This is a genomic window from Caenispirillum bisanense (assembly GCF_039523075.1).
Taxonomy (GTDB): Bacteria; Pseudomonadota; Alphaproteobacteria; order Rhodospirillales; family Rhodospirillaceae; genus Caenispirillum; species Caenispirillum bisanense.
In genome coordinates this window covers 49,099-70,323 of the sequence record NZ_BAAAEP010000019.1, presented here as the reverse complement: position 1 = coordinate 70,323, position 21,225 = coordinate 49,099, and the positions used below count along the sequence as shown (strand labels likewise).

Below are 21,225 nucleotides of genomic sequence, written 5' to 3'. Positions count from 1 at the left end.
GGTCCGCTTTGCCTTGCCGCCGCCACAAAGGAAAAGTAGGACTGCCGCCTCAGGGCAACAGGAGAACAGGTCATCCGATGGCACGTCGCAGCCGTCGCCAGCGCGAGCAAAGCAGGAAGTTCTGGATGGGCCTCGCCAGGTTCGGGGTCTTCCTCGGCGTGGTCGGCGCCACCGCCTATTACGCCTATGAAGCCGGCACCCAGCTGTCGGCGCAGGAGATCACCGACCTGAAGGCGGAGATCGAGCGCCTGTCGGAGACGGAGGAGGCGCGCCAGCAGCGCCTTGCCGAACTGGAGGCCAACCTCGCCGCCGCCGAGGATCGCGCCGCCGACTACCGCACCCGCTATGAACAGGTGGCGCCCGCCGCCGTGCAGGCGGTGCTGGAGAAGGTGCGCGAGAAGATGCAGGCCGGCCTGTCGCCGGAACGGCTGGTGTTCGTGGTCGGGCAGGCGCAGCCGCCGCGCAACTGCACCGAGGCGGAAACCCGCCGCTTCCTCGCCAAGACGGAAAACTACGACGACGCCAACACCTGGGTGCGGTTCAACGGCGTCATCACCGTCACCGGCCGCGGCCGCGCCGCCAACGGCGGGCGGGAGCAGTGGTACGATGCCGCCCAGCCGGTGACCATGGTGTTCTCGCCGCTGGGCGACCGCGAGGAGGAAGTGAGCGGCCAGCTGCCGATCCAGCACTCCATGATCTTCAAGAACAAGGAATACCGCTTCACCGCCGCCCCCGGCGCCCGCGGCTTCATCGAAGTGACGGCCGACTGGTGCGACTACGGCGCCGGCTGACGCCCGCGACGGTCCTCACCGACAAAAAAGACCCTGGCGCATCCACCCGCGCCGGGGTCTTTCCTTGTGCGGCTTTGGCGGCAACACCGGCCGCCCGCCCGCCGTTTCGCCAGCAGCCCCGACGCCTGCGCGAAAGGACCGGCCATGAGCTACCTGCGCTTCGCCGCCATGATCGTCACCTCGACGGTGGTGATGTACGGCCTGATGTACCTGAACACCTACGCCATCGACCACGTGTTCTGGAGCGAGACCCGCGCTTACATGGCGCTCATCATGGGTGCCGTCATGGCGGTGGTGATGATGGCCTACATGTGGGCCATGTACCGCCGGCCGGCGGCCAACCTGGCGATCATCGCCGCCGCCCTGGTGGTGGGCGCCGGATCGCTGTGGCTGGTGCGGTCGCAGGCGACGGTGGATCAGGTGTCCTACATGCGGGCGATGATCCCGCACCACTCCATCGCCATCCTGACCAGCGAGCGGGCGGAGATCACCGATCCGCGCGTGCGTGAACTGGCCGACGAGATCATCGCGGCGCAGCGGCGGGAGATCGCCGAGATGAAGGCGCTGATCGCCGACCTCGGCGACTGACCTGCCGCCCGCCGCCGCCGTGACCGCGGTTACTCTTCCTTGCCGCCGTGGGCCTTGGACCAGCCGATGGGGTCGGTGAAGAAGGCGCGCACGTCGTCCAGCGCATCCAGGCTGAACAGCTTCTGCTCCTCCGCCACTTCCAGCACGTCCCACCAGCAGGCGAGGTAGTGCAGGCGGACGCCCTTTTCGAGCAGAGCTTCCTCGGCGCCCGGAATGATGCCGTAGAAGAACGGCACGAAGGTGTGGGCGCAGGTGGCGCCGGCGGCGCGCAGGGCGTCGGCGAACACCAGCTTGGAGCCGCCGTCGGTCGCCAGATCCTCCACCAGCAGCACGTTGCCGCCCTCGGTCAGGTGGCCTTCGATCTGCGCCATGCGGCCGAAGCCCTTGGGCTTCTTGCGCACGTAGAGCATGGGCAGCATCAGTGCATCGGAAATCCAGGCGGCGTAGGGGATGCCGGCGGTTTCGCCGCCCGCCACGTGGGTGATGCTCTCGCAGCCGATCTCGCGCTCGATGCAGTCGCGGGCCAGTTCGACGATGCGGCGGCGGGCGCGCGGGAAGGCGATGACCTTGCGGCAGTCGATGTAGACCGGGCTGGCGCGGCCGGAGGTCAGGATGTAGGGCTCCTGCGGGCGGAAGTTCACCGCCTGGATCTCCAGCAGGATGCGGGCCACGGCAAGGCCGGCGGCCTTCTGCTCGGGCGTGCGCGAGGCGGCGCTGGACGTGGAGGAGGCGAGGGACATGGCGGGGCTCACTCCGGCAAAAGTCGCTTTGGATGCGCCCCTGTTTAAGGGTAAACCTGCCGTCAGACAACGACCAACCGGCCATCGAGGGAACCGTTCATGTCGGATGTGATCCAGGTCGAGCGCGACGGCAGCCTCGCCACCGTCCTCCTCAACAAGCCCGAGAAGCTGAACGCCATGGACCTGCCCATGTGGCGCGGTCTTGCGGAGGCCTTCACGGCGCTCGACGCCGACGAGGGCGTGCGCTGCGTCGTGCTGCGCGGGGCGGGCGGCAAGGCCTTCGCCGCCGGCGCCGACATCGGCGAGTTCGAGACCGTGCGCAAGACGCCGCAGCAGGCCAAGGACTACGACGTCATCATGCGCGAGGCCCTGCGGGCGGTGCGCGAGTGCCGCCACCCGGTGATCGCCCGAATCGACGGCGCCTGCGTCGGCGGCGGCCTGGAACTGGCGGCCATGGCCGACATCCGCATCTGCAACGAGGCGGCCCGCTTCGGCGTCCCCATCAACCGCATCTCGGTGGTGATGGCCTACCCGGAAATCCACGGCCTCATGCGCCTGGCCGGCCCGGCCAACGTGGCGGAGATCCTGCTGGAAGGCAAGGTGGTCAACGCCCAGGATGCACTGCGCATGGGTCTGGTGAACCGCGTCGTCGCCGACGACATGATGGACGCCGACATCGCCGAGACGGTCAAGCGCATCACCGCCGGCGCGCCGCTGGTCAACAGCTGGCACAAGCGCTTCGTGCGCCGCCTCATGGACCCGCGCCCGCTGACCGACGCGGACCTGGACGAATGCTACGCCTTCCTCGACACTGGCGATTATGCCGAGGGGCTGGCGGCCTTCAAGGACAAGCGCCGGCCCGCCTTCAAGGGAGAGTGACCGCATGGTGGCGCCGTCCGTCTGGGTGCTCGCCGACGATCGCGCCGGCAACGTCAACCAGGCGCTCGGCGTCGCCGAGGCGCTCGGCCTGCCGTTCGAGGTGAAGCAGATCCGCTATACCGGGCTGGCGGCGCTGCCCAACTTCATGCGCGGCGCCTCCACCCTCGGCCTCACCGATGCCAGCGTGGGGCAGCTGTCGGCGCCGTGGCCGGAGGTGGTGATCGGCGCCGGCCGGCGGGTGGCGCCGGTGTCGCGGTGGATCAAGCGCATGGCCGGCGGCCGCGCCTTCCTGGTGCAGATCATGTTCCCCGGCGGCTACGGCGCCGGGGCCATCGGCGAGTTCAACCTGATCGCCGTGCCGCGCCACGACTCGTTTTCCGACATCCTGCCGACGGTGCTGCGCATCACCGGCGCCCCCCACCGCGTCACCCCCGACCGCCTGGACCGCGAGGCAGAAGCCTGGCGAGAGCGGTTCGACGGCTATCCGCGGCCGTTCATCTCCGTGCTGGTGGGCGGGGCGACCAAGAACCGCCCCTTCGGCGCCCGCGAGGCGGCCGATTTCGCCGACCGTCTGCGCCGCCTGCAGGCGGAGGCCGGCGGCACCCTGCTGCTCACCACCTCCCGCCGCACCCCGGCGGAGGCGGTGGCGGTGCTGGAGCGCAGCCTGCCGCAGCCCATGTGGCTCTACAAGGTCGGCGATACCGGCGAAAACCCGTACTTCGGCCTGCTCGCCCTGGCCGATGCGGTGGTGGTGACCGGCGACAGCGTCTCCATGTGCTCGGAAGCCTGCGCCACCCAGGGGCCGGTGTTCATCCACGCCCCGCCGGGAATGGTGGCGCCCAAGCACGCCCGCCTGCACGCCGAACTCTACCGCCTGGGCTACGCCCGGCCGTTCACCGGTGCCTTCGAGGACTGGAGCCACCCGCCGCTCAACGCGGCGCGGGAAATCGCCCTGGCGGTGCGGCAGAACCTGGGCCTGCCGCTGCCGGGGTAGGGGCGGGCGGGCGGGCCGATTACTCCTCCGCCTCCTCCTTGATGCTGCGCCACGCGGCGAGGGCACGGTGGCGGGCGGCGCCGTGGTCGACCATGGGCTGCGGGTAGCCGGTGGCCGCCAGCTCCAGCGGGCTTTCCCACGGGCGATGGATGAGGCGGTCGCTGATGGACCGCAGCTCCGGCACCCAGCGCCGCACGTATTGGCCGCGCGGGTCGAACTTCTCCCCCTGCAGCACCGGGTTGAAGACGCGGAAGTAGGGCGCCGCATCGGCACCGCAGCCGGCCACCCACTGCCAGCTGGCGGCGTTGCTGGCCCAGTGGGCATCGACGAGGGTGTCGTGGAACCACTCCTCGCCCGACTGCCACGACAGCAGCAGGTCCTTCACCAGGAACGAGCCGACGATCATCCGCACCCGGTTGTGCATCCAGCCGGTGTGCCACAGTTCGCGCATGCCGGCATCGACGATGGGATAGCCGGTGCGGCCCTGCTGCCACGCCGCCAGGTCGGCCGGCGCCTGCCGCCAGGGGAAGGCGTCGTAGCTGTGGCGCAGCGACCGCCGCGCCATGTCCGGGGCATGGACGCCCTGGTAGACCGAGAACTCCCGCCAGCCCAGTTCGCTCAGGAAGTGCTCGGCGCCGGCGCTGTCGCCGGTGGCGGTGACGGCGTGCCACACCTGCCGCACGGTGATCTCGCCGAACCGCAGATGCGGCGACAGGCGCGAGGTGGCGGGCTCGGCCGGGATGTTGCGGCCGGTGCGGTAGGACACGATGCGGCGGCCGAGGAAGTCCTCCAGCGCCTGCCAGGCGGCGTCCTCCCCCGGCGTCCAGGTCTCGCGCAGGCCGCCGGCCCAGTCGGGGCGGGTGGGCAGCAGGCGGAACGACTCCAGTGGCGCGCCCGCCGGCGGGGCGGGCAGGGGGCGCAGGGCCTCCGGTGCCGGCAGGGGCGGCGGCGGCGTCACGGTGGCGCGCACCGCCTTCCAGAACGGCGTGAACACCTGAAAGACGCGGCCGCCGCCGGTGCGCAGGCCGTGGGGGTCGACGATGTGGTCGTGGGGCATCACCTCCAGCCGGCAGCCCAGGGCGGCCAGCCGCTCGCCCAGCAGGCGCTCGCTTTCGGCCAGGGCGGGGTTGAGGCTGTGGTTGACCAGCACGGCGGCGGCGCCGTCCTCGGCCGCCAGCTGCGGCACCACCTCCGCCGGCCGCCCGCCGCGCAGGACCAGCGGCGCCCCCAGGGCGGCGAGGCGCTCGCCCAGGCTGGCGAGGCTGTGGTGCAGCCACCAGCGCACGGCACCGCCCAGGGGGCGGGCCTGCGGTCCCTCGCCGAGGCCGTGGTCGCAGTCGACCACGAACACCGGCAGGACAGGGACGCCGCGGGCGGCGGCGGCGTGCAGGGCAGGGTGGTCGGCGATCCGCAGATCGTCGCGGAACAGCACGATGACGGGGGCGCCGCCGGAGGCAGCGACATGAGATGCGCCGCCGGAGGCAGCGGTGGGGGAGGCGGGCATGGCGGTCTCGTCTGAAATGAGCGGCGAAAAATGCGACTGATTAAATCCCCCGACTATACGGGTGCGGCGGGCGCCCCGATCAACGCCCGCCGTGCATTTTTCGCTGCCGAAATCCGCCCGCCCGCAGCGGTGTCAGAACACCGCCGGCAGGTGCTTGTCGAGAACCACCGCCAGGAACACGCCGCCGAGGTAGCTCATGGAGCCGAAGAACACCCGCCGCGCCTCGGCGTGGGTGGGCTCGCGCACCAGGCGCCAGCTCTTCCACAGGAACCAGGCGCCGAGCACCAGGGCCAGCACGCCGTAGATCGCCCCCAGCCCGCCCATCATCCACGGCACCAGCGACGAGGCGACCAGCAGCACGGTGTTGAGCAGGATGGCGTGGGCGGTGCGGGCATCCCCCACCAGCACCGGCAGCATGGGCACGCCGGCCTTGGCGTAATCCTCGCGCAGCAGGATGGCGAGGGCCCAGAAGTGGCTCGGCGTCCACAGGAACAGGAACACCGCCATCACCGTCGGCAGCAGCCACTGGCCGGGATCGACGGCGGCCGCCCCGGCCATGATGGCGAAGCTGCCGGCCGCCCCGCCGATGACGATGTTGAGCCAGGTCCGCCGCTTCAGCCACACCGTGTAGACGATGCCGTAGACGAAGGCGCCCAGGAACAGATGCACAGCCACCGCCCAGTTGAAGGTGACGGTGGCGAGCCCGCAGCCCACCACCAGCAGGCCGGCGGCCAGCCACAGGGCGGCGCGCGGGTCGGCCATGGCGCCGGTCACCAGCGGCCGGCGGGCGGTGCGCTTCATCAGGCCGTCGATGTCGCGGTCGTAGAAGTGGTTGAAGACCGAACTCGCCGCCGAGCCGAGCAGCATGGCCAGGGCGAGGGTCAGCAGGTGGGCTACGTCCAGGGTCTCGGCCACGGCGGCATAGCCGACCATGGCAGTCAGCGCGATCATGAAGCCGATGCGCAGCTTGCATAGCTCCAGGTAGCTTCTCAGGGTCATGGCGCCTCCCACGGGGGGCGGTCCGGGACGGCCGTCCCCTCCCTTGTCGTTATGGGCATAGCCTGACACGGCTGGTCGGATATAAGCAAGGGTTGTGGCAGAGACCCAAGGTATATCAACCCTGTGGTTCGCTCAGCGGGTGGCCGGCCACAGGCGGCGCAGCGCCATCCACACGAACAGGACGCCGCCGAGGACGGCCACCAGTCCGCCCAGCCCCATCACCCCCATGGCAGCCATCTTCATGGCCGAATCGAGGCCCTGCTCGGCGCCGGCGGTCTTGCGGGCGACGCCGAAGGTGCCGGCGATGTAGAGGCCGACGGAGTGGATGGTCTGGCCGGCGAAGTACAGCGCCAGGAACCACAGCACCGCCCGCGCCCGGGTGAACGCCCGCCCGAGCACCGGCAGCACGACGGCGGCGAACAGGGTCATCAGCGCCAGGTTCACGCCGCCGATGACGGCGTGGTAATGGGCCGGCGTGCGGGTGTCGCCATGGCCGAGGCCGTAGCCCAGCAGGCCGCCGATGCCGAACAGCACCAGCGACAGCAGCAGGCCGAGGGCGGCCGGCTGCCGCCAGTCCAGCCGGGCGCGGCAGCGCCACAGCACCTGCGCGAGGCCGGCCATGGCCACCACCGCCGGCACCACCAGGGCATAGAGGTAGAGGTCGGTGAAGGCCTGGTAGTGGTCGCTGCTCATGACGTCGCGGCTGACCGTGTAGACCACGCCGGCGGCGGCGGTGGCGGGCAGGGCGATGGTCACCAGGCTGAACAGCCGCCGCGGCAGCAGCGGCTCGCCCCAGGCGGCGCGGGTGACCATGTGCCAGGCGACGATCAGCAGGCCGGTGTTGACCACCTGCAGCACATGGCCGCCGCCCCAGAACAGCTGTTCGTTATAGATCTCTGCCGGCAGGCTGGAGGGCAGCTGCATCCAGGCGGCGATGAAGCACACCGGCGCCGCCAGATAGGTCAGCCCCACCGACGCCACGCCCCAGGGCATGGGCTCCGGCACCTCGCGGCCGGCGATGTTCAGCAGCAGCCGCACCACCGGCAGCGCCACGCCGGCGAACAGCACCGCCAGCCCGGCGTAGTAGAGCGGATGCACCAGCACCGGCACATAGTTGTTGAGCGACGGATTGCCGAGCCCGGCCAGGGTGCCCGCCAGCAGCATGAGCATGGCGAAGACGGTGAGCCCCAGCCCCGCCGGGCCGAGCCATGCCGCCCGCAGGCGCTGGTTCATGCGGCCGCTCATGCGGTCGGTGGCGAGCACCGTGAGCACGCCGAGCGCCCCCAGGAACCAGATCACCACCGAAAACACCACATGGGTCACCAGCGCCTGACGGAAGAAGACGTTGGGGTCCCACGGCAGCATGTCCTGCAGCACGGGCGTGCGGGCCGGCACGATCAGCAGCACCAGCAGCCCCGCGATGGCCAGGGCGGCGACGCTGAGCCCCGCCCAGCCGTGCAGCTCGCGCCGCAGCAGGTCGGCGCCGATGCTCAGGTCGGCCGAAGCCGGTGCCGATGCCGTTGCCGCCCGAGGGGCCTGCAGGCTGCTGGTCATGCCGTTCCTTCCGCTGTGATGGGGCTGACGCGGCGGTCAGATGTAGACGTGGTAGAGCATCCAGTAGATGACCACTCCCGACACCGACACGTACATCCACACCGGCCAGGTGTAGCGGGCGATGGCGCGGTGGCGGGCATCCATGCGGTTGAGGCCGCGCCACGCCGTCACCAGGATCATCGGCAGCACCACCGCCGCCAGCACCACATGGGTGATGAGGATGGTGAAGTAGACCGGCCGGATGGCGCCCTCGCCGCGGAACACGAAGATCGGGGCGGTGAAGTGGTAGACGAGATAGGACGCCAGGAACACCGTCGAGACCGCCAGGGCGCCGATCATCGCCTTGCGGTGGCCTTCGATGCGCTTCTGCCGGATCAGCACGAAGGCGACCAGCAGCAGGATGGTGGTGACGGTGTTCAGGAAGGCGTTGACGTGCGGCAGGGTGTTGGCGGTGTCCATGGCTCCCCCTCAGCCGGTGGAGAGCATCAGGAAGGCGCTGAGATAAAACCCGGCGGCGACCGCCAGCAACAGCGCGGCGGTGACGTATTTCCTGGTCTTGCGGTCGGAGTAGGTCATGGCGTGTCCCCTCGGCAGGCCGGCCTTTTGCCGCATCGGGCGGCGGTGCGGCGGCGATTATCCTTGCAAGGCACTCGGGTAGATCATGGTCGCCGTGCGGGGAAAAAACAATGCCCCGTCTCCGATGTTCCCGGAAACGGGGCTGCTCACGCGGGTGTGTCCGGCGGGGTCCGGGTCAGGCCGCCGGCCGCCGCCGCCGCAGGGTCGCCAGGGCGATTCCGGTGAAGATGAGGGCCAGGCCGGCGGCGTGGTACCAGCGGAATTCCTCGCCCAGGAAGATCACCGCCAGGATGGCGGTGAACACCGGCAGCAGGTTGATGTAGAGCCCGGCGGTATTGGCCCCGGCCTCCGCCACGCCGCGATTCCAGAAGTAGAAGGCGCCGATGGCCGGGCCGGTGGCGATGAAGGCGAACACGGCGACGATGGTCCAGGTCAGCGGAATGGCGCCGCCGCCCATGGCGATCTCGATGCCGTAGAAGGGCATCAGGAACAACAGCCCCATGGCCATCTGCACGGTCAGGAACACCCCCGGCGTCAGCCCCGGCGGATGCGCCCGCAGCATGACGGAATAGATCGCCCACACCACCACCGCCACCAGCATCAGCGCATCGCCCTGGTGCAGTTCCAGCCCCAGCAGCACCGCCGGCTCGCCACGGCTGACCACCACCGCGACGCCGATCATCGACAGCACGATGCCGGCCATGGCGCCGCGGCTCGGCCGATCGCGCAGCCACATCCACGACACCAGCACGATGGTCATGGGCATGGCGGAGTTGAGCAGGGTGACGTTGATGGCGGTGGTGGTCTCCAGCGCCATGTAGAGCAGCAGGTTGTAGAGCCCCGACGACAGGATGCCGAGCACCGCCAGCGACTTCCACCGCCGCCGCACCACCGGCCACTGGGTCAGCAGGCCGGTCAGCGTCAGCGGCAGCAGCAGCAGGATGGCCAGCGCCCAGCGCACCGTCGACAGGGCCAGCGGCGACACCTCGGCCACCGCCACCCGCCCGACCACCGCGTTGCCGGCCCAGAACAGCGGCGGCAGCACCAGCATCAGGTATGGCGACAGGTACCACGGCCGGGCGGCGGCGGGTGTGGCGGCGGCAGTGGGCGGCTGGCTGGGCGGCACCCTCGGGGTCTCCTGGTCGGTTGTCGCGCGCGGCGGTCGCGGGGGCAGTACCATGCCGCAGGCCGGCCATGATCACCAAGAGCCGTTCTCACCGTGACAGCACGGAGCCCTTGCGGCAGGATAGCGGCCTGTTTCGATGTTTGCCGGGTTGATGTGCCATGTTCACCCTCGATGACCGCCTCGCCGCCGACACCGTGGAAATCGCCCGCTGGCCGCTGTGCCGGGTGCTGCTGATGAACGACCGCACCTATCCCTGGCTGATCCTGGTGCCGCAGCGCGAGGGCATCGCCGAGGTGTACGAACTGTCGCGGGAGGACCGCCAGCGGCTGGTGGAGGAAACGGCGCAGGCGGCGGAACTGCTGCAGGCCTTCACCAAGGCGGACAAGATGAACGTCGCCGCCCTGGGCAACATGGTGCGGCAGCTGCACGTCCACGTCATCGCCCGCTTCGCCGACGATCCGGCGTGGCCGAAGCCGGTGTGGGGCCTGCAGCCGGCGGAACCCTATGGCGAGGCGGAACTGCCGCACGTGGTGGCGACCCTGCGCGAGGCCATCATGCCGCCCGGCGTGACGGCGGCGGCGGTGACCGAGGATACCTCCGGCAGCGGCAGCCGCACCCTGCACTGACGGCGGTGCGGGCGCTGGCGGGCGCTGCCGGCGGGCGGCGGCGCGGCTGGCGGCGGATCAGTCCGGCAGTTGCCCGGCCCGCAGCAGGGCCTGCAGCGCCGGGGCCGGCGCGGCGGGATCGCGGTGGCGGGCGATGATGTCGCGGGTGAGCGCCGCCGCCCCGCAGCCCAGGCGGTCGAGCAGGCTCTGGTCGTCGGGCGCCAGCATGTCCACCAGCGCCAGCGCCTGGTCAAGCGGTCCGGTGACGGCATTGCCGCCGGCCGCTGCGGTGTCGCGGAACAGCCGCTCCTTCAGCTCCGCCACCGCTTCCGCCGCCGCCAGGCGGTCGGGCAGCGGGCGGGTGGTGTCATGCACGACGGCGAACAGCGGGCGCACCTGCCGCTCCGGCCGGATGGCACCGACCGGAGCAAGCAGACCGGCAAGGCCGGTGAGGATGGGGTCCTGGACAGACATGATGGCTCTTGCTGCAGGAAATAGTTCCCGCAGGGTCGCACGTTCGCACGGGCCTGTGAAGCAAGAACTTTCGCCTAATCCTCATTGATCAGAACCGCCAGCGGCAGATGCCGCAGCAGATCGCCCGCCGCGGTCGTTTCGGCACCCATGCGCTCCCCCGTCAGCACGTCGCGCAGGGGACCGGCGCCGGCGGCGTCCTTCAGCGGCAGGGCGGTGTTCCCCCAGGCGGTACCGAGCGGCCAGTCGTCGTCGCCGGGCATGAGCGGCAGCACCAGCCGCGGCACCACCACCACCAGACGGCGGCCGCCGTGGCGGCGTTCGAAGGCGAGCAGGCGGTGGGCGTGCTCCCCCGTCGCCTCCAGCGGCCGGTAATCGCCGTGGCGGAACAGGTCCGGCAGGCGGCGGCGCAGGGTCAGCAGCCGCCAGGTCAGCAGCAGCTTGACGGTGCCGTCGGTCCAGCGGTCGAGCAGGGCGCGCGCCGCCGTCCCCCGCGGACTGTCGTCGCCGAAGGTGCGGCGCAGGTCGCCCAGGGCGGCGTGGCGGCGGTCGAAGTCCACCGGGCGGCGGTTGTCGGGGTCGACCAGGCTCAGTTCCCACAGCTCGCACCCCTGATAGATGTCGGGCACGCCGGGGCAGGTGAACTTGAGCGCCGCCTGGGCCAGCCCGTTCACCGCGCCGACCCGCGCCGCGCGGGCCTGGAACGGCAGGAAGTCGGCCAGGAAGGGGTTGCGGCGGCGGGCATCCATCACCCGTTCCACCCACCGCGACACCGCCTGTTCATAGGCGGCGTCGGGACGGGTCCAGGCGGAATGCACCTTGGCCTCGCGCACCGCCTTGGTCATGTAGGCGCACAGGCGGTCGCGCAGGTCGTCCACCGCCGCCAGAACGGCCGGATCGTCGCTGCCGTCCTCGGGCAGGGCGAGTTCCGGCGGCCAGGCGCCGAGCAGGGTCTGGTAGAACAGGTATTCGTCGTTGGCCGACGGCGCCGGGGTCCCCTCCACCTCCGGCTTGCGGCGGCGGTTGAGCAGGGTCCAGCGGCGCACCCGCCGGGTCCATTCCTCCGGCATTTCGGTCAGCACGTTGATGCGGGCGCGCACGTCCTCGCCGCGCTTGGTGTCGTGGGTGGCGGTGGTGAGCATGCTGTGCGGCCACAGCCGCGCCCGCTCCGTCATGCGGCGGTGGAAGGCGGCGGGGGTGACGCCGAACACGTCGGGGTGGCCGCCCACCTCGTTCAGCGAGGCCAGCCGGTTGTAGCGGTAGAACGCCGTGTCCTCCAGCCCCTTGGCCATCACCGGGCTGGTCACCTGCTGGGCGCGGCGGGCGAGGCGGCGCACCTCCTCCCGCGGGAAGGGATCGTCGCGGCGACGGCCGGCATCGCTGGTCAGCACGGCGCGCAGGAAGTCGAAGATGCTGTCGTCGTGGAAGGCCGGGTTCTTGCGCGCCTGCGCCACCGCCCATTCGATGTCGCGCAGGTCTTCCGGCGCCGGGCGGCGGGTGTCGATGTAGGTGCGATAGACCGGGAAGCAGGCGATCACCTCCGTCAGCGCCAGCCGGACGTCGCGCAGGGTGTAGTCGCGGGTGCGCCAGTTGCGTTCCGACAGCCGCGCCAGGCCATTGGCGAGGGTGCCCACCTCCGACGCCAGTTCCTGCTGCATCACCTGCCGCTTGCCGGCGCGGACGATGGCCTCGAAGTCGGTGCTTTCGCCGGTGGTGCGGGCATAGGTGCGGGTCAGCCGCCGTTCCGCCGCTGGGTCGACGAACAGGCCGTTGATCTCGTTCAGCGCTTCATAGCCGGTGGTGCCGTCCACCCGCCAGTCGGGACGCAGCCGCTCGTGATGGCCGAGGATCTTCTCGACCAGAACATACGTATCCGTATCAGCGCCGGTGGCGGCGCGGCATTTCTCCGCCAGCCGCTGCAGGTAGCCCTTGGGGTCGAACAGGCCGTCGACGTGGTCGATGCGCAGGCCCTCGATGTGGCCTTCCGCCAGCAGCCGCAGCACCAGCCGGTGGGAGGCCTCGAACACCGCCGGCACCTCCACCCGCAGGCCGGCGAGGTCGTTGATCTGGAAGAAGCGGCGATAGTTGATCTCGTCCGACGCCACCCGCCAGAACGCCAGCCGGTAGTTCTGCGCCTCCAGCAGCCGGTGCAGCGGCAGGAAGCTGGCCGCCTCGCCGGGGGTGCCGCGGAACGGCGCCAGGGCGGCGTCGATGGCATCGTGCAGGGCCGGGTGGGCGTCGAGCGCGGCGGCGAAGCGCTGCTTCAGCCCTTCCGCCCGCGCCCGGCGGGCGCCGCGGGCGCGGCCGGAGCGGGCGGCGGCGCGCACCTCGCGGAAGCCGGCGGCGATCTCCTCCACCGCCGCCACCGCCTCCGCCGCCACCCCCTCCGCCCGCCGCAGGGCCGGCAGCAGGGCGGTGAACAGGGTGCCGTAGCGGTAGGGGGTGAGGGGGAAGCGGTGGTCCCAGTACCAGACGGAAAAGCCGCCGATGGCGGGGTCGAGCCGCACCACCAGCTGCCCGTCCTCCAGCACCGCGCCGTAGTGGTCGCCCAGCACCGGCAGCAGCACCTTGCCGCGCAGTTCGGCCTTGGCGGGGTGGAAGTCGATGTCGAAGTATTCGGCGAAGGGGCTGCCCTGGCCGTATTCCAGCACGTCGAGCCACCAGCCGTTCTCGGCCTCGGCGACGCCCATGTGGTTGGGGACGAAGTCGACGATCTGGCCCATGCCCCGCGCCTTCAGGGCGCCCGACAGGCGGGCCAGCGCCGCCTCGTCCCCGACCTCGGGGTTGAGGGCGTTGTGGTCGATGATGTCGTAGCCGTGGGTCGAGCCCGGCCGCGCCTTGAAGAACGGCGAGGCATAAAGGTGGCTGATGCCCAGGTCCGCCAGATAGGGCACCAGCCGCTCGGCATCGGCGAAGGTGAAGTCCTTGTTGAACTGCAGGCGGTAGGTGGCGTCGGGGACGGTGCGGTCTGTCATTGCGCGTGCTCGATCGCCCAGATCACGGCCCAGGGGTTCAGCGCGCCCGAAGGCCCGCCGGCGGTGTTGGTGGTCCAGATGGCGCGGCCCTGCAGCGGCACGATGTTGTCCACCGCCCGCTCCGACAGGTTGGCCAGCAGCGACAGCCGGGTGCCGTCGTCCAGCGGCCAGCGGGCTGCCAGCACGCCGTCGGCGATCAGCTCCGCCCGTGCCTTGCCGCCGTCGATGGCGGCGAGGCGGGGCACGATCTCCTGCCGCCGCACCGACAGCAGCGCCTTGGTGAAGGCGAGGCGGTCGGCGTGGAAGGGGTTCTCCAGCTCGCCCCAGTCCAGGCGGGAGGCCTCGAAGGTGCTTTCGGCCATGGGGTCGGGAATCTTCTCCCGCGCCGCCGGGTCGCGGAACTCGGGGAAGCTTTCGAACTCGGCGCGGCGGCCGTTGCGCACCGCCTCGTGCAGGTCTTCGCCGAAGTCGCAGAAGAACAGGAAGGGCCGGCGCGAGCCCCATTCCTCGCCCTGGAACAGCAGCGGAATGGCAGGGGCCAGCAGGACGATGCTCTCCGCCGCCATCACCGCCTCCGGCCGGGCGATGCTGTCGATGCGGTCGCCCATGGCGCGGTTGCCGATCTGGTCGTGGTTCTGCAGGAAGTTGACGAAGGCGGTGGGCGGCAGGTGGCCGGACGGCTCGCCGCGCGCCTCGCCGCCCCGGTGCGGGCTCGGCTCGCCCTGGTAGGCGAAGCCCTCCGCCAGGATGCGCATGAGGTAGGCGGCCGGGTCGGCGGCATAGTCGCGGTAATAGCCGCCGCCCTCTCCCGTCACCAGGCAGTGCAGGGCGTGGTGGGCGTCGTCGTTCCACTGGGCGACGTAGTGGGTGGGCAGGCGGCCGTCGCGCTTCAGCCGGCGGGCGGAGTTGAGGTCGTTCTCCAGCACCAGATGGATGCGCCGCATGTCGTGCCCTTCGCGCGAATGCACCGCCTCGGCGATGCGGTCGAGCACGTCGAGGTCGCGGCTGTCCTCGATGGCGTGCACGGCATCCAGGCGCAGGCCGTCGAAGTGGTATTCGTCCACCCAGTGAAGCGCGTTGTGGACGAAGAAGTCGGTGACCCACTTGCCGTGCGGCGCATCGAAGGCGATGCCGGCGCCCCAGGGCGTGTGCTTGGTGCTGTCGAAGAAGTGGCGGCCGGCGAGGGGGTATATGTAGTTCCCCTCCGGCCCGAAGTGGTTGTAGACCACGTCAAGGAACACCTGCAGCCCGCGGGCGTGGCAGGCATCCACCAGGGCCTTCAGGTCGTCGGGGCGGCCATAGCGGGCATCGGGCGCGAACAGGTGGACGCCGTCGTAGCCCCAGTTCCAGCGGCCGGGGAAGTCGGCCACCGGCATCAGCTCCACCGCCGTCACGCCCAGCTCCACCAGATGGTCCAGGCGGTCGATGGCGGCGCGGAAGGTGCCCTCGGGGGTGAAGGTGCCGATGTGCAGCTCGTAGAGGACGGTTTCCTCCCACGGCCGCCCTTCCCAGTCGCCGTCGGTCCAGCGGAAGGCGAGCGGGTCGATGACCTCCGACGCGCCATGGACGTCGTCGGGCTGGAAGCGGCTGGCGGGATCGGGGACCATCAGCCCGTCCGGCAGGCGCCAGCGGTAGCGGGTGCCCGCCACCACGCCGTCGGCCACCACGTCGACCCACCCCTGGTCGTCGGGGGTCAGGGGGAATTCCCGCCCCGGGCCTGGTCCTTCAATGCACAGCGTAACGGTTGGAACATCCGGTGCCCACAGGCGGAACCGGCACCCGTCGGGGGTGAGTTCCGCACCGAAGGGCATGGGGTGGTGATCGCGCATCCGCCGGGGCCTCCTTGTCTGCTCGCGGGCGAGGAGGCCACCGGCGGCCTCCGTCAACCGGATGAACGCTCAGGAGTGAAATAGAGTGTCGCGAGCGGCGGCAGGTTCAGACAGAGGGAGTAGGGGCGGCCGTGATGCTCCACCGCCTCGGCCATCACGCCGTCGCCGTTGCCGCAGCCGGAGCCGCCGTAAATCTCGGCGTCGGTGTTGATGTGGGCCCGCCAGAAGCCGCCCGACGGCACGCCGATGCGATAGCCCCGGTGGGGCAGCGGCGTGAAGTTGGAGACCACGAGAACCGGCTGCGGATCGGCCTCGTCCCCGGTCTTGCGCAGGAACGAGAAGATGGAGTTGTCGACGTCGGAGGCATCCACCCACTCGAAGCCGTTCCACTCGAAGTCCTGCTTCCACAGGCCGGGCAGCGCCTTCAGCGTCAGGTTGAGGTCGCGCATCAGGCGCTGGACGCCGGCATGGGCGGGGTTATCCAGCAGGTGCCAGTCGAGGCCCTTGTCGTGGTTCCATTCCGCCCACTGGCCGAACTCGCCGCCCATGAACAGCAGCTTCTTGCCCGGGTGCCCCCACATGAAGGCGTAGTAGGCGCGCAGGTTGGCGAACTTCTGCCAGTCGTCGCCCGGCATCTTGCCGATCATCGAGCCCTTGCCGTGCACCACCTCGTCGTGGCTGAGGGGCAGCACGAAGTTCTCGTTGAAAGCATAGAGCAGGCCGAAGGTCATCTGGTTGTGGTGGTAGCGGCGGTGGATGGGGTCCTTGCTCATGTACTGCAAGGTGTCGTGCATCCAGCCCATGTTCCACTTGAACCCGAAGCCGAGGCCGCCCAGGTACACCGGCCGGCTGACCATGGGCCAGGCGGTGGATTCCTCGGCGATGGTCACGGCGCCGCGGCCCTGGGTGTAGACCAGTTCATTCAGCCGGCGCAGGAAGGCGATGGCGGCCAGGTTCTCGTTGCCGCCGTATTCGTTCGGGATCCACTGCCCCTGCTCGCGCGAATAGTCGAGGTAGAGCATGGACGCCACGGCATCCACCCGCAGCCCGTCGATGTGGAAATACTCGATCCAGAACAAGGCGTTGGCGAGCAGGAAGTTCTGCACCTCGCGGCGGCCGTAGTTGTAGATCAGGGTATTCCAGTCCATGTGCATGCCCTGGCGCGGGTCGGCATGTTCATAGAGGTGGGTGCCGTCGAAATAGCCGAGGCCGTGGGCGTCGGTCGGGAAGTGGCCGGGCACCCAGTCGATGATGACGCCGATGCCGTGGCGGTGGCAGACGTCGACGAAATGAGCGAAGTCGCGCGGGCTGCCGAAGCGGCTGGTGGGGGCGAACAGGCCGATGGGCTGGTAGCCCCAGCTGCCGTCGAAGGGAAACTCGTGGACCGGCAGCACCTCGATGTGGGTGAAGCCCATGTCCTTGACGTAGGGCACCAGGGTTTCCGCCATCTCGCGGTAGGTGAAGTAGCGGTTGCCGTCGTCGTGGCGCTTCCAGCTGCCCAGGTGGACTTCGTAGACGGTCATGGCGGAATGCAGGCAGTCGCCGTTCTGCAGGGCGCGCTCGCGCTCGGCGATCCACTCGCCGTCGCTCCATTCCAGTTCCGGCGTGCCGTGGACGACGGCGGCGGTGGCCGGCGGGTGCTCGCAGTGGAAGGCGTAGGGGTCAAGCTTCAGCGGCAGCAGGTTGCCGTGGGGGTCGAGCAGTTCGAACTTGTAAAGCTCCCCCACCGTCATGTGCGGCATGAAGATTTCCCACACGCCGCATTCCTGGCGCTTGCGCATGGGGTTGACGCGGCCGTCCCAGCCGTTGAAGGGGCCGACCAGCGACACCCGCTTGGCATTGGGCGCCCAGACGGCGAAGGACACGCCGGCGACGCCGCCCAGTTCCAGCGGGTGGGCGCCCAGCTTCTCCCACGCCCGCAGGTGGTTGCCTTCCGCCAGCAGGTGGACGTCCAGCTCGCCCAGCACATAGGCGAAGGAATAGACGTCGTGGAACTCGGTCGGCGCCCCGTCGCGCGGGGCCGCCCGCAGGCGGTAGCGGAAACGGCTGGTGCGGCCGGGCAGGGCGGCGGCGAAGAAGCCGCCGTCATGGATGCGGTCCAGCGCCGCCACCTCGCTGCCGTCGGCGGCGTCGATCACCGACACGCTCGCCGCCCAGGGCAGGAAGACACGGACTTCCACGGGCCGGCCGTTGCCCCCGTGCATGCCGAGGACGGCAAAGGGGTCGCCGTGGTCGCCGCGGACGATGGACTCGACGGCGGCGCGTTCGACGGTCAGGGCCTGGGTCATGCGTTCTTCCCTCATTGCTCGGGGCGCTCCGATGCGACAAGCCTTAGCACGCCTTGCACCGGAATGCGCAGCCAGTCGGGCCGGTTGGCCACTTCGTAGCATACTTCGTAAAGGGCCTTTTCAAGCGTAAAGGCTTCAAGAAGGGCGGCTGCGGCGGCGCCGTCGCCCGGCCACACCGGGCATCCGGCGATGCCGTCGCGGTAGCCGAGCAGGAAGGCCGCGGCGGTGGAGGCCTGCCAGTCCGACGCGAATCCGCGCAGCCGGTCACTCGCGTTGGGGTTCATCTCCGCCCGACGGAACAGGGCGGCGGAGGCGGCATAGTCGAACGACCGCAGCATCCCCGCCACGTCCTTCAGGGCCGAGTTCTTGCTGCGGCGGTCCTCCAGCCGGCGGGCCGGCTCGCCCTCGAAGTCGAGGAACACCCAGTCGTTGTGGGCCAGCAGCACCTGCCCGAGGTGGAAGTCGCCGTGGAAGCGGGTCTTCACCAGCTCTGCCACCGGCAGGGATCGCAGCGTCTCCACCCGCTCGTCGATGGCATCCCACGCCGCCAGCAGGCGGTCGCAGTCGGCGGCGGTGTCGCCTTCCAGCGACGGACGGGCGGCCTCCAGCAGGCGCCGGGCCTCGGCGGCCTGGGCGGCAAGGGCGTCGGCCCAGGCGGCAATGTCCGCCTCCGTCGCCGGCTCCGGCGCGAAGGCCGGGTCGTCGGTCGGCAGGGCGAAGGCCTTGTGCATCTCGCCGACGCGGGTGCCGAGGATGGTCATCAGGGTCAGGAAGAACTCGTGCGGGCCGGTATCGTCCTCCGTCTGGGCCGGCGAGGTCAGCTCCGCTTCCTCCATCACCCGGTCGAGGTATTCCAGGGTGTAGCTCCAGCCATCGCCCTGGTTGCGGACGAAGCCCTGCAGCACCGCCAGCGCCGTTTCGCGGCCGGCCGAATCCTCCAGCACCACCGAACCGTAAAGCGGCGGGATGTTCTCGAACCTGGCGACGTCGGTCAGGTAGCGGCCGACCTCGATCTCGGGGTGGATGCCCTGTTCCAGCCGGCGCAGCACCTTCATCACCATCTGGGTGCCGACCAGGACGGAGGTGTTGGACTGTTCCTTGGACAGGCGCTGGATCTCGCCGTCGCGGTCAAGGGTGATGCCGCGCCCGGTTTCCGTCGGCACGAAGCGCAGGCGGCCGCCGGCGCCGGTGGCGATCTCGCGCCCCTCCAGCATGGCGGTGACCATGGCGGTGGTGAAGCGCGGGTCGGCGGTGGCGTCGTGCAGGGTGCCGACCGTCGGGCCGCGCCGCAGCTTGGCGACGGTGAAGGGGGCGAGGCGGCCGAACGGGTCGTCGTCGCGCGTCTCCCACGCCACCGTCAGCGGCAGGAAGTAGTCGCCCGGCTTGCCGCCGGCGGTGTTGACCGTGTAGATCGGCAGCAGGAACTGGCCGCCTTCGCCCTCCAGCAGGGCATGGTCGGAGCCGGTGACCTCGACGATCTGATCGTCCTTGGCGCCGAACCACCGCTGCTTGGGCAGATAGCCCTTGAGGATCTGGCTTTCCACCATGTCCTTGTTGCGGCCCTGGGTGACGCTGTCCAGCCCGTTGCCGACCACCAGGGTGAGCAGTTCCGGCATGGCCTGCACCGCCTCCACATGCCAGCCCGGCGCCTCCGCCTGGTCGGCCAGCAGGAACCAGTAGAAGCCGTAGGCGGGCAGGGTGAGCAGGTAGGGCAGTTCTCCCACCGGCGGGAAGGCGGAGCGGCCGAGCAGCTCCACCGGCACGCGGGTGGCATAGTCGCGCAGGTCCAGCTCCACCGCCTGCGGCGCCCGGCTGAGGTTGCAGACGCAGAGGATGGACTCGCCCTCGTGCTCCCGCAGGTAGGCCAGGACCTTGCGGTTGCCGGGGTAGAGGAACTTCAGTTCGCCGCGGCCGAAGCTCTGGTGCATCTTGCGCACGGTGATCAGCCGCCGCATCCAGTTGAGCAGGCTCCACGGGCTGCGGGCCTGGGCCTCGACGTTGACGGTGGTGAAGCCGTAGACCGGGTCCATGACGCAGGGCAGGTAGAGCCGCGCCGGGTCGGAGCGCGAGAAGCCGCCGTTGCGGTCCATGGTCCACTGCATGGGGGTGCGCACGCCGTCGCGGTCGCCGAGGTAGATGTTGTCGCCCATGCCGATCTCGTCACCGTAATAGACGATGGGCGTGCCGGGCATGGACATGAGCATGCTGTTCAGCAGCTCGATCTTGCGGCGGTCGTTGTCCACCAGCGGCGCCAGACGGCGGCGGATGCCCAGGTTGATGCGGGCGCGCGGGTCCATGGCGTAGAAGTTCCACAGATAGTCGCGCTCGCGGTCGGTGACCATCTCCAGCGTCAGTTCATCGTGGTTGCGCAGGAAGATGGCCCATTGAGCCTTGTCGGGGATGTCGGGCGTCTGGCGCATGATGTCGGTGACGGGCAGGCGGTCCTCCTGCGCCAGCGCCATGTACATGCGCGGCATCAGGGGGAAGTGGAAGGCCATGTTGCACTCGTCGCCCTCGCCCTCGCCGAAGTAGGGCAGCACGTCTTCCGGCCACTGGTTGGCCTCGCCCAGGAACATGCGGCCGGGGAAGTGCTCGTCCATCCAGGCGCGCAGGCGCTTGATGACGTCGTGGGTCTCCGGCAGGTTCTCGTTGTTGGTGCCGTCGCGCTCGATCAGGTAGGGGATGGCGTCCAGCCGCATGCCGTCGACGCCGGCATCGAACCAGAACTTCATCACCTTGGTCACTTCCTCGAACACCGCCGGGTTGTCCCAGTTGAGGTCCGGCTGGTGGCTGAAGAAGCGGTGCCAGTAGTACTGCTGCGCCACCGGATCCCACGACCAGTTGGACGGCTCGGTATCCAGGAAGATGATGCGGGTGCCGGAGTATTTCTGGTCGGTGTCGGACCAGACGTAGAAGTTGCGCCACTTGGAGCCCTTGGGCGAGGTGCGCGCCTTCTGGAACCACGGATGCTGGTCGGAGGTGTGGTTGATGACCAGTTCGGTGATCACCTTCAGGCCGCGCCGGTGGGCTTCCTTCACGAAGGTGCGGAAGTCCTTCATGGTGCCGTAGCGCGGGTTCACCGCCTTGTAGTCGGCGATGTCGTAGCCGTCGTCGCGCAACGGGCTGGGGTAGAACGGCAGGATCCACACGGCGGTGACGCCCAGGTCGACCATGTAGTCGAGCTTCGCGGTCAGTCCGTTGAAGTCGCCGATGCCGTCGTCGTTGGCATCGAAGAAGGCCTTCACGTGGGCCTGGTAGATGATGGCGTCCTTGTACCAGAGCGGATCGTCGGTCATCGGTCTCCCC

The 21,225-nt window shown here is 70.0% G+C and carries 16 protein-coding genes; 5 read left to right on the top strand and 11 right to left on the bottom strand.

All coding sequences use genetic code 11. From position 1 onward, the window contains the following. Nucleotides 1-77 precede the first annotated feature (77 nt). Together ABD056_RS10615 and ABD056_RS10610 are read left to right on the top strand one after the other, a co-directional pair. Nucleotides 78-791, top strand: coding sequence for a hypothetical protein (locus ABD056_RS10615; protein ID WP_343866541.1), 714 nt, complete (start codon nucleotides 78-80; stop codon nucleotides 789-791). 144 nt (nucleotides 792-935) lie between these two features. Beyond that, the gene (locus tag ABD056_RS10610; protein WP_343866540.1) at nucleotides 936-1,379 is read left to right on the top strand and encodes a DUF305 domain-containing protein; all 444 of its coding nucleotides are present in this window, start codon (nucleotides 936-938) and stop codon (nucleotides 1,377-1,379) included. 29 nt (nucleotides 1,380-1,408) lie between these two features. On the opposite strand, the gene ABD056_RS10605 is transcribed toward ABD056_RS10610, so the two are convergent. Further along, nucleotides 1,409-2,119, bottom strand: a complete 711-nt coding sequence (locus tag ABD056_RS10605; protein WP_343866539.1) for an orotate phosphoribosyltransferase — start codon at nucleotides 2,117-2,119, stop codon at nucleotides 1,409-1,411. 99 nt (nucleotides 2,120-2,218) lie between these two features. On the opposite strand from ABD056_RS10605, the gene ABD056_RS10600 reads away from it, so the two are divergent. Together ABD056_RS10600 and ABD056_RS10595 are read left to right on the top strand one after the other, a co-directional pair. Next, nucleotides 2,219-2,998 (top strand): enoyl-CoA hydratase-related protein, encoded by a 780-nt coding sequence (locus ABD056_RS10600; RefSeq protein ID WP_343866538.1) that lies wholly within the window; start codon nucleotides 2,219-2,221, stop codon nucleotides 2,996-2,998. A gap of 4 nt (nucleotides 2,999-3,002) precedes the next feature. Beyond that, nucleotides 3,003-3,992 carry a mitochondrial fission ELM1 family protein gene (locus ABD056_RS10595; RefSeq protein ID WP_343866537.1) on the top strand — a complete coding sequence of 330 codons (990 nt, stop codon included), beginning with the start codon at nucleotides 3,003-3,005 and terminating at the stop codon, nucleotides 3,990-3,992. Nucleotides 3,993-4,011: 19 nt separating this feature from the next. On the opposite strand, the gene ABD056_RS10590 is transcribed toward ABD056_RS10595, so the two are convergent. The 5 genes from ABD056_RS10590 to ABD056_RS10570 all read right to left on the bottom strand — a co-directional run bounded on the left by ABD056_RS10590 (nucleotide 4,012) and on the right by ABD056_RS10570 (nucleotide 9,751). Then, nucleotides 4,012-5,496, bottom strand: a complete 1,485-nt coding sequence (locus ABD056_RS10590) for a cryptochrome/photolyase family protein (RefSeq protein ID WP_343866536.1) — start codon at nucleotides 5,494-5,496, stop codon at nucleotides 4,012-4,014. 132 nt (nucleotides 5,497-5,628) lie between these two features. After that, the gene (cyoE, locus tag ABD056_RS10585) at nucleotides 5,629-6,495 is read right to left on the bottom strand and encodes a heme o synthase (RefSeq protein WP_343866535.1); all 867 of its coding nucleotides are present in this window, start codon (nucleotides 6,493-6,495) and stop codon (nucleotides 5,629-5,631) included. 132 nt (nucleotides 6,496-6,627) lie between these two features. After that, on the bottom strand, nucleotides 6,628-8,049 hold the full coding sequence (locus ABD056_RS10580; RefSeq protein ID WP_343866534.1) for a cbb3-type cytochrome c oxidase subunit I: 1,422 nt from the start codon (nucleotides 8,047-8,049) through the stop codon (nucleotides 6,628-6,630). A 36-nt stretch (nucleotides 8,050-8,085) separates the two neighbouring features. Next, nucleotides 8,086-8,508 (bottom strand): DUF420 domain-containing protein, encoded by a 423-nt coding sequence (locus tag ABD056_RS10575; RefSeq protein ID WP_343866533.1) that lies wholly within the window; start codon nucleotides 8,506-8,508, stop codon nucleotides 8,086-8,088. Between the two features lie 292 nt (nucleotides 8,509-8,800). Next, the gene (locus ABD056_RS10570) at nucleotides 8,801-9,751 is read right to left on the bottom strand and encodes a DMT family transporter (protein WP_343866532.1); all 951 of its coding nucleotides are present in this window, start codon (nucleotides 9,749-9,751) and stop codon (nucleotides 8,801-8,803) included. Nucleotides 9,752-9,909: 158 nt separating this feature from the next. Here ABD056_RS10570 and ABD056_RS10565 point away from each other — a divergent pair, with 158 nt between their 5' ends. Further along, nucleotides 9,910-10,377: an HIT domain-containing protein gene (locus ABD056_RS10565; RefSeq protein ID WP_343866531.1), complete on the top strand. Its 468-nt coding sequence runs from the start codon at nucleotides 9,910-9,912 to the stop codon at nucleotides 10,375-10,377. Nucleotides 10,378-10,434: 57 nt separating this feature from the next. On the opposite strand, the gene ABD056_RS10560 is transcribed toward ABD056_RS10565, so the two are convergent. The 5 genes from ABD056_RS10560 to treS form a co-directional block, all read right to left on the bottom strand. Next, nucleotides 10,435-10,830, bottom strand: coding sequence for a hypothetical protein (locus ABD056_RS10560; RefSeq protein ID WP_343866530.1), 396 nt, complete (start codon nucleotides 10,828-10,830; stop codon nucleotides 10,435-10,437). A gap of 74 nt (nucleotides 10,831-10,904) precedes the next feature. After that, nucleotides 10,905-13,802, bottom strand: coding sequence for a malto-oligosyltrehalose synthase (gene treY / locus ABD056_RS10555; protein ID WP_343866529.1), 2,898 nt, complete (start codon nucleotides 13,800-13,802; stop codon nucleotides 10,905-10,907). Continuing rightward, entirely contained in the window at nucleotides 13,799-15,631 is a 1,833-nt protein-coding gene (treZ, locus tag ABD056_RS10550; RefSeq protein ID WP_343866528.1) for a malto-oligosyltrehalose trehalohydrolase, read from the bottom strand. The genes treY and treZ overlap by 4 nt, the downstream gene beginning before the upstream one ends. 53 nt (nucleotides 15,632-15,684) lie before the next feature. Further along, entirely contained in the window at nucleotides 15,685-17,919 is a 2,235-nt protein-coding gene (gene glgB, locus ABD056_RS10545; protein ID WP_343866527.1) for a 1,4-alpha-glucan branching protein GlgB, read from the bottom strand. An 11-nt stretch (nucleotides 17,920-17,930) separates the two neighbouring features. Continuing rightward, nucleotides 17,931-21,215 (bottom strand): maltose alpha-D-glucosyltransferase, encoded by a 3,285-nt coding sequence (treS, locus tag ABD056_RS10540; RefSeq protein ID WP_343866526.1) that lies wholly within the window; start codon nucleotides 21,213-21,215, stop codon nucleotides 17,931-17,933. Between the last annotated feature and the right edge of the window lie 10 nt (nucleotides 21,216-21,225).

Excerpts from the sequence above, each read along its gene's own strand:
- ABD056_RS10615 (WP_343866541.1), top strand. The coding sequence starts at position 78 with ATGGCACGTCGCAGCCGTCGCCAGCGCGAGCAAAGCAGGAAGTTCTGG.
- ABD056_RS10610 (WP_343866540.1), top strand. The coding sequence starts at position 936 with ATGAGCTACCTGCGCTTCGCCGCCATGATCGTCACCTCGACGGTGGTG.
- ABD056_RS10605 (WP_343866539.1), bottom strand. The coding sequence starts at position 2,119 with ATGTCCCTCGCCTCCTCCACGTCCAGCGCCGCCTCGCGCACGCCCGAG.
- ABD056_RS10600 (WP_343866538.1), top strand. The coding sequence starts at position 2,219 with ATGTCGGATGTGATCCAGGTCGAGCGCGACGGCAGCCTCGCCACCGTC.
- ABD056_RS10595 (WP_343866537.1), top strand. The coding sequence starts at position 3,003 with ATGGTGGCGCCGTCCGTCTGGGTGCTCGCCGACGATCGCGCCGGCAAC.
- ABD056_RS10590 (WP_343866536.1), bottom strand. The coding sequence starts at position 5,496 with ATGCCCGCCTCCCCCACCGCTGCCTCCGGCGGCGCATCTCATGTCGCT.
- cyoE (WP_343866535.1), bottom strand. The coding sequence starts at position 6,495 with ATGACCCTGAGAAGCTACCTGGAGCTATGCAAGCTGCGCATCGGCTTC.
- ABD056_RS10580 (WP_343866534.1), bottom strand. The coding sequence starts at position 8,049 with ATGACCAGCAGCCTGCAGGCCCCTCGGGCGGCAACGGCATCGGCACCG.
- ABD056_RS10575 (WP_343866533.1), bottom strand. The coding sequence starts at position 8,508 with ATGGACACCGCCAACACCCTGCCGCACGTCAACGCCTTCCTGAACACC.
- ABD056_RS10565 (WP_343866531.1), top strand. The coding sequence starts at position 9,910 with ATGTTCACCCTCGATGACCGCCTCGCCGCCGACACCGTGGAAATCGCC.
- ABD056_RS10560 (WP_343866530.1), bottom strand. The coding sequence starts at position 10,830 with ATGTCTGTCCAGGACCCCATCCTCACCGGCCTTGCCGGTCTGCTTGCT.
- treY (WP_343866529.1), bottom strand. The coding sequence starts at position 13,802 with ATGACAGACCGCACCGTCCCCGACGCCACCTACCGCCTGCAGTTCAAC.
- treZ (WP_343866528.1), bottom strand. The coding sequence starts at position 15,631 with ATGCGCGATCACCACCCCATGCCCTTCGGTGCGGAACTCACCCCCGAC.
- glgB (WP_343866527.1), bottom strand. The coding sequence starts at position 17,919 with ATGACCCAGGCCCTGACCGTCGAACGCGCCGCCGTCGAGTCCATCGTC.
- treS (WP_343866526.1), bottom strand. The coding sequence starts at position 21,215 with ATGACCGACGATCCGCTCTGGTACAAGGACGCCATCATCTACCAGGCC.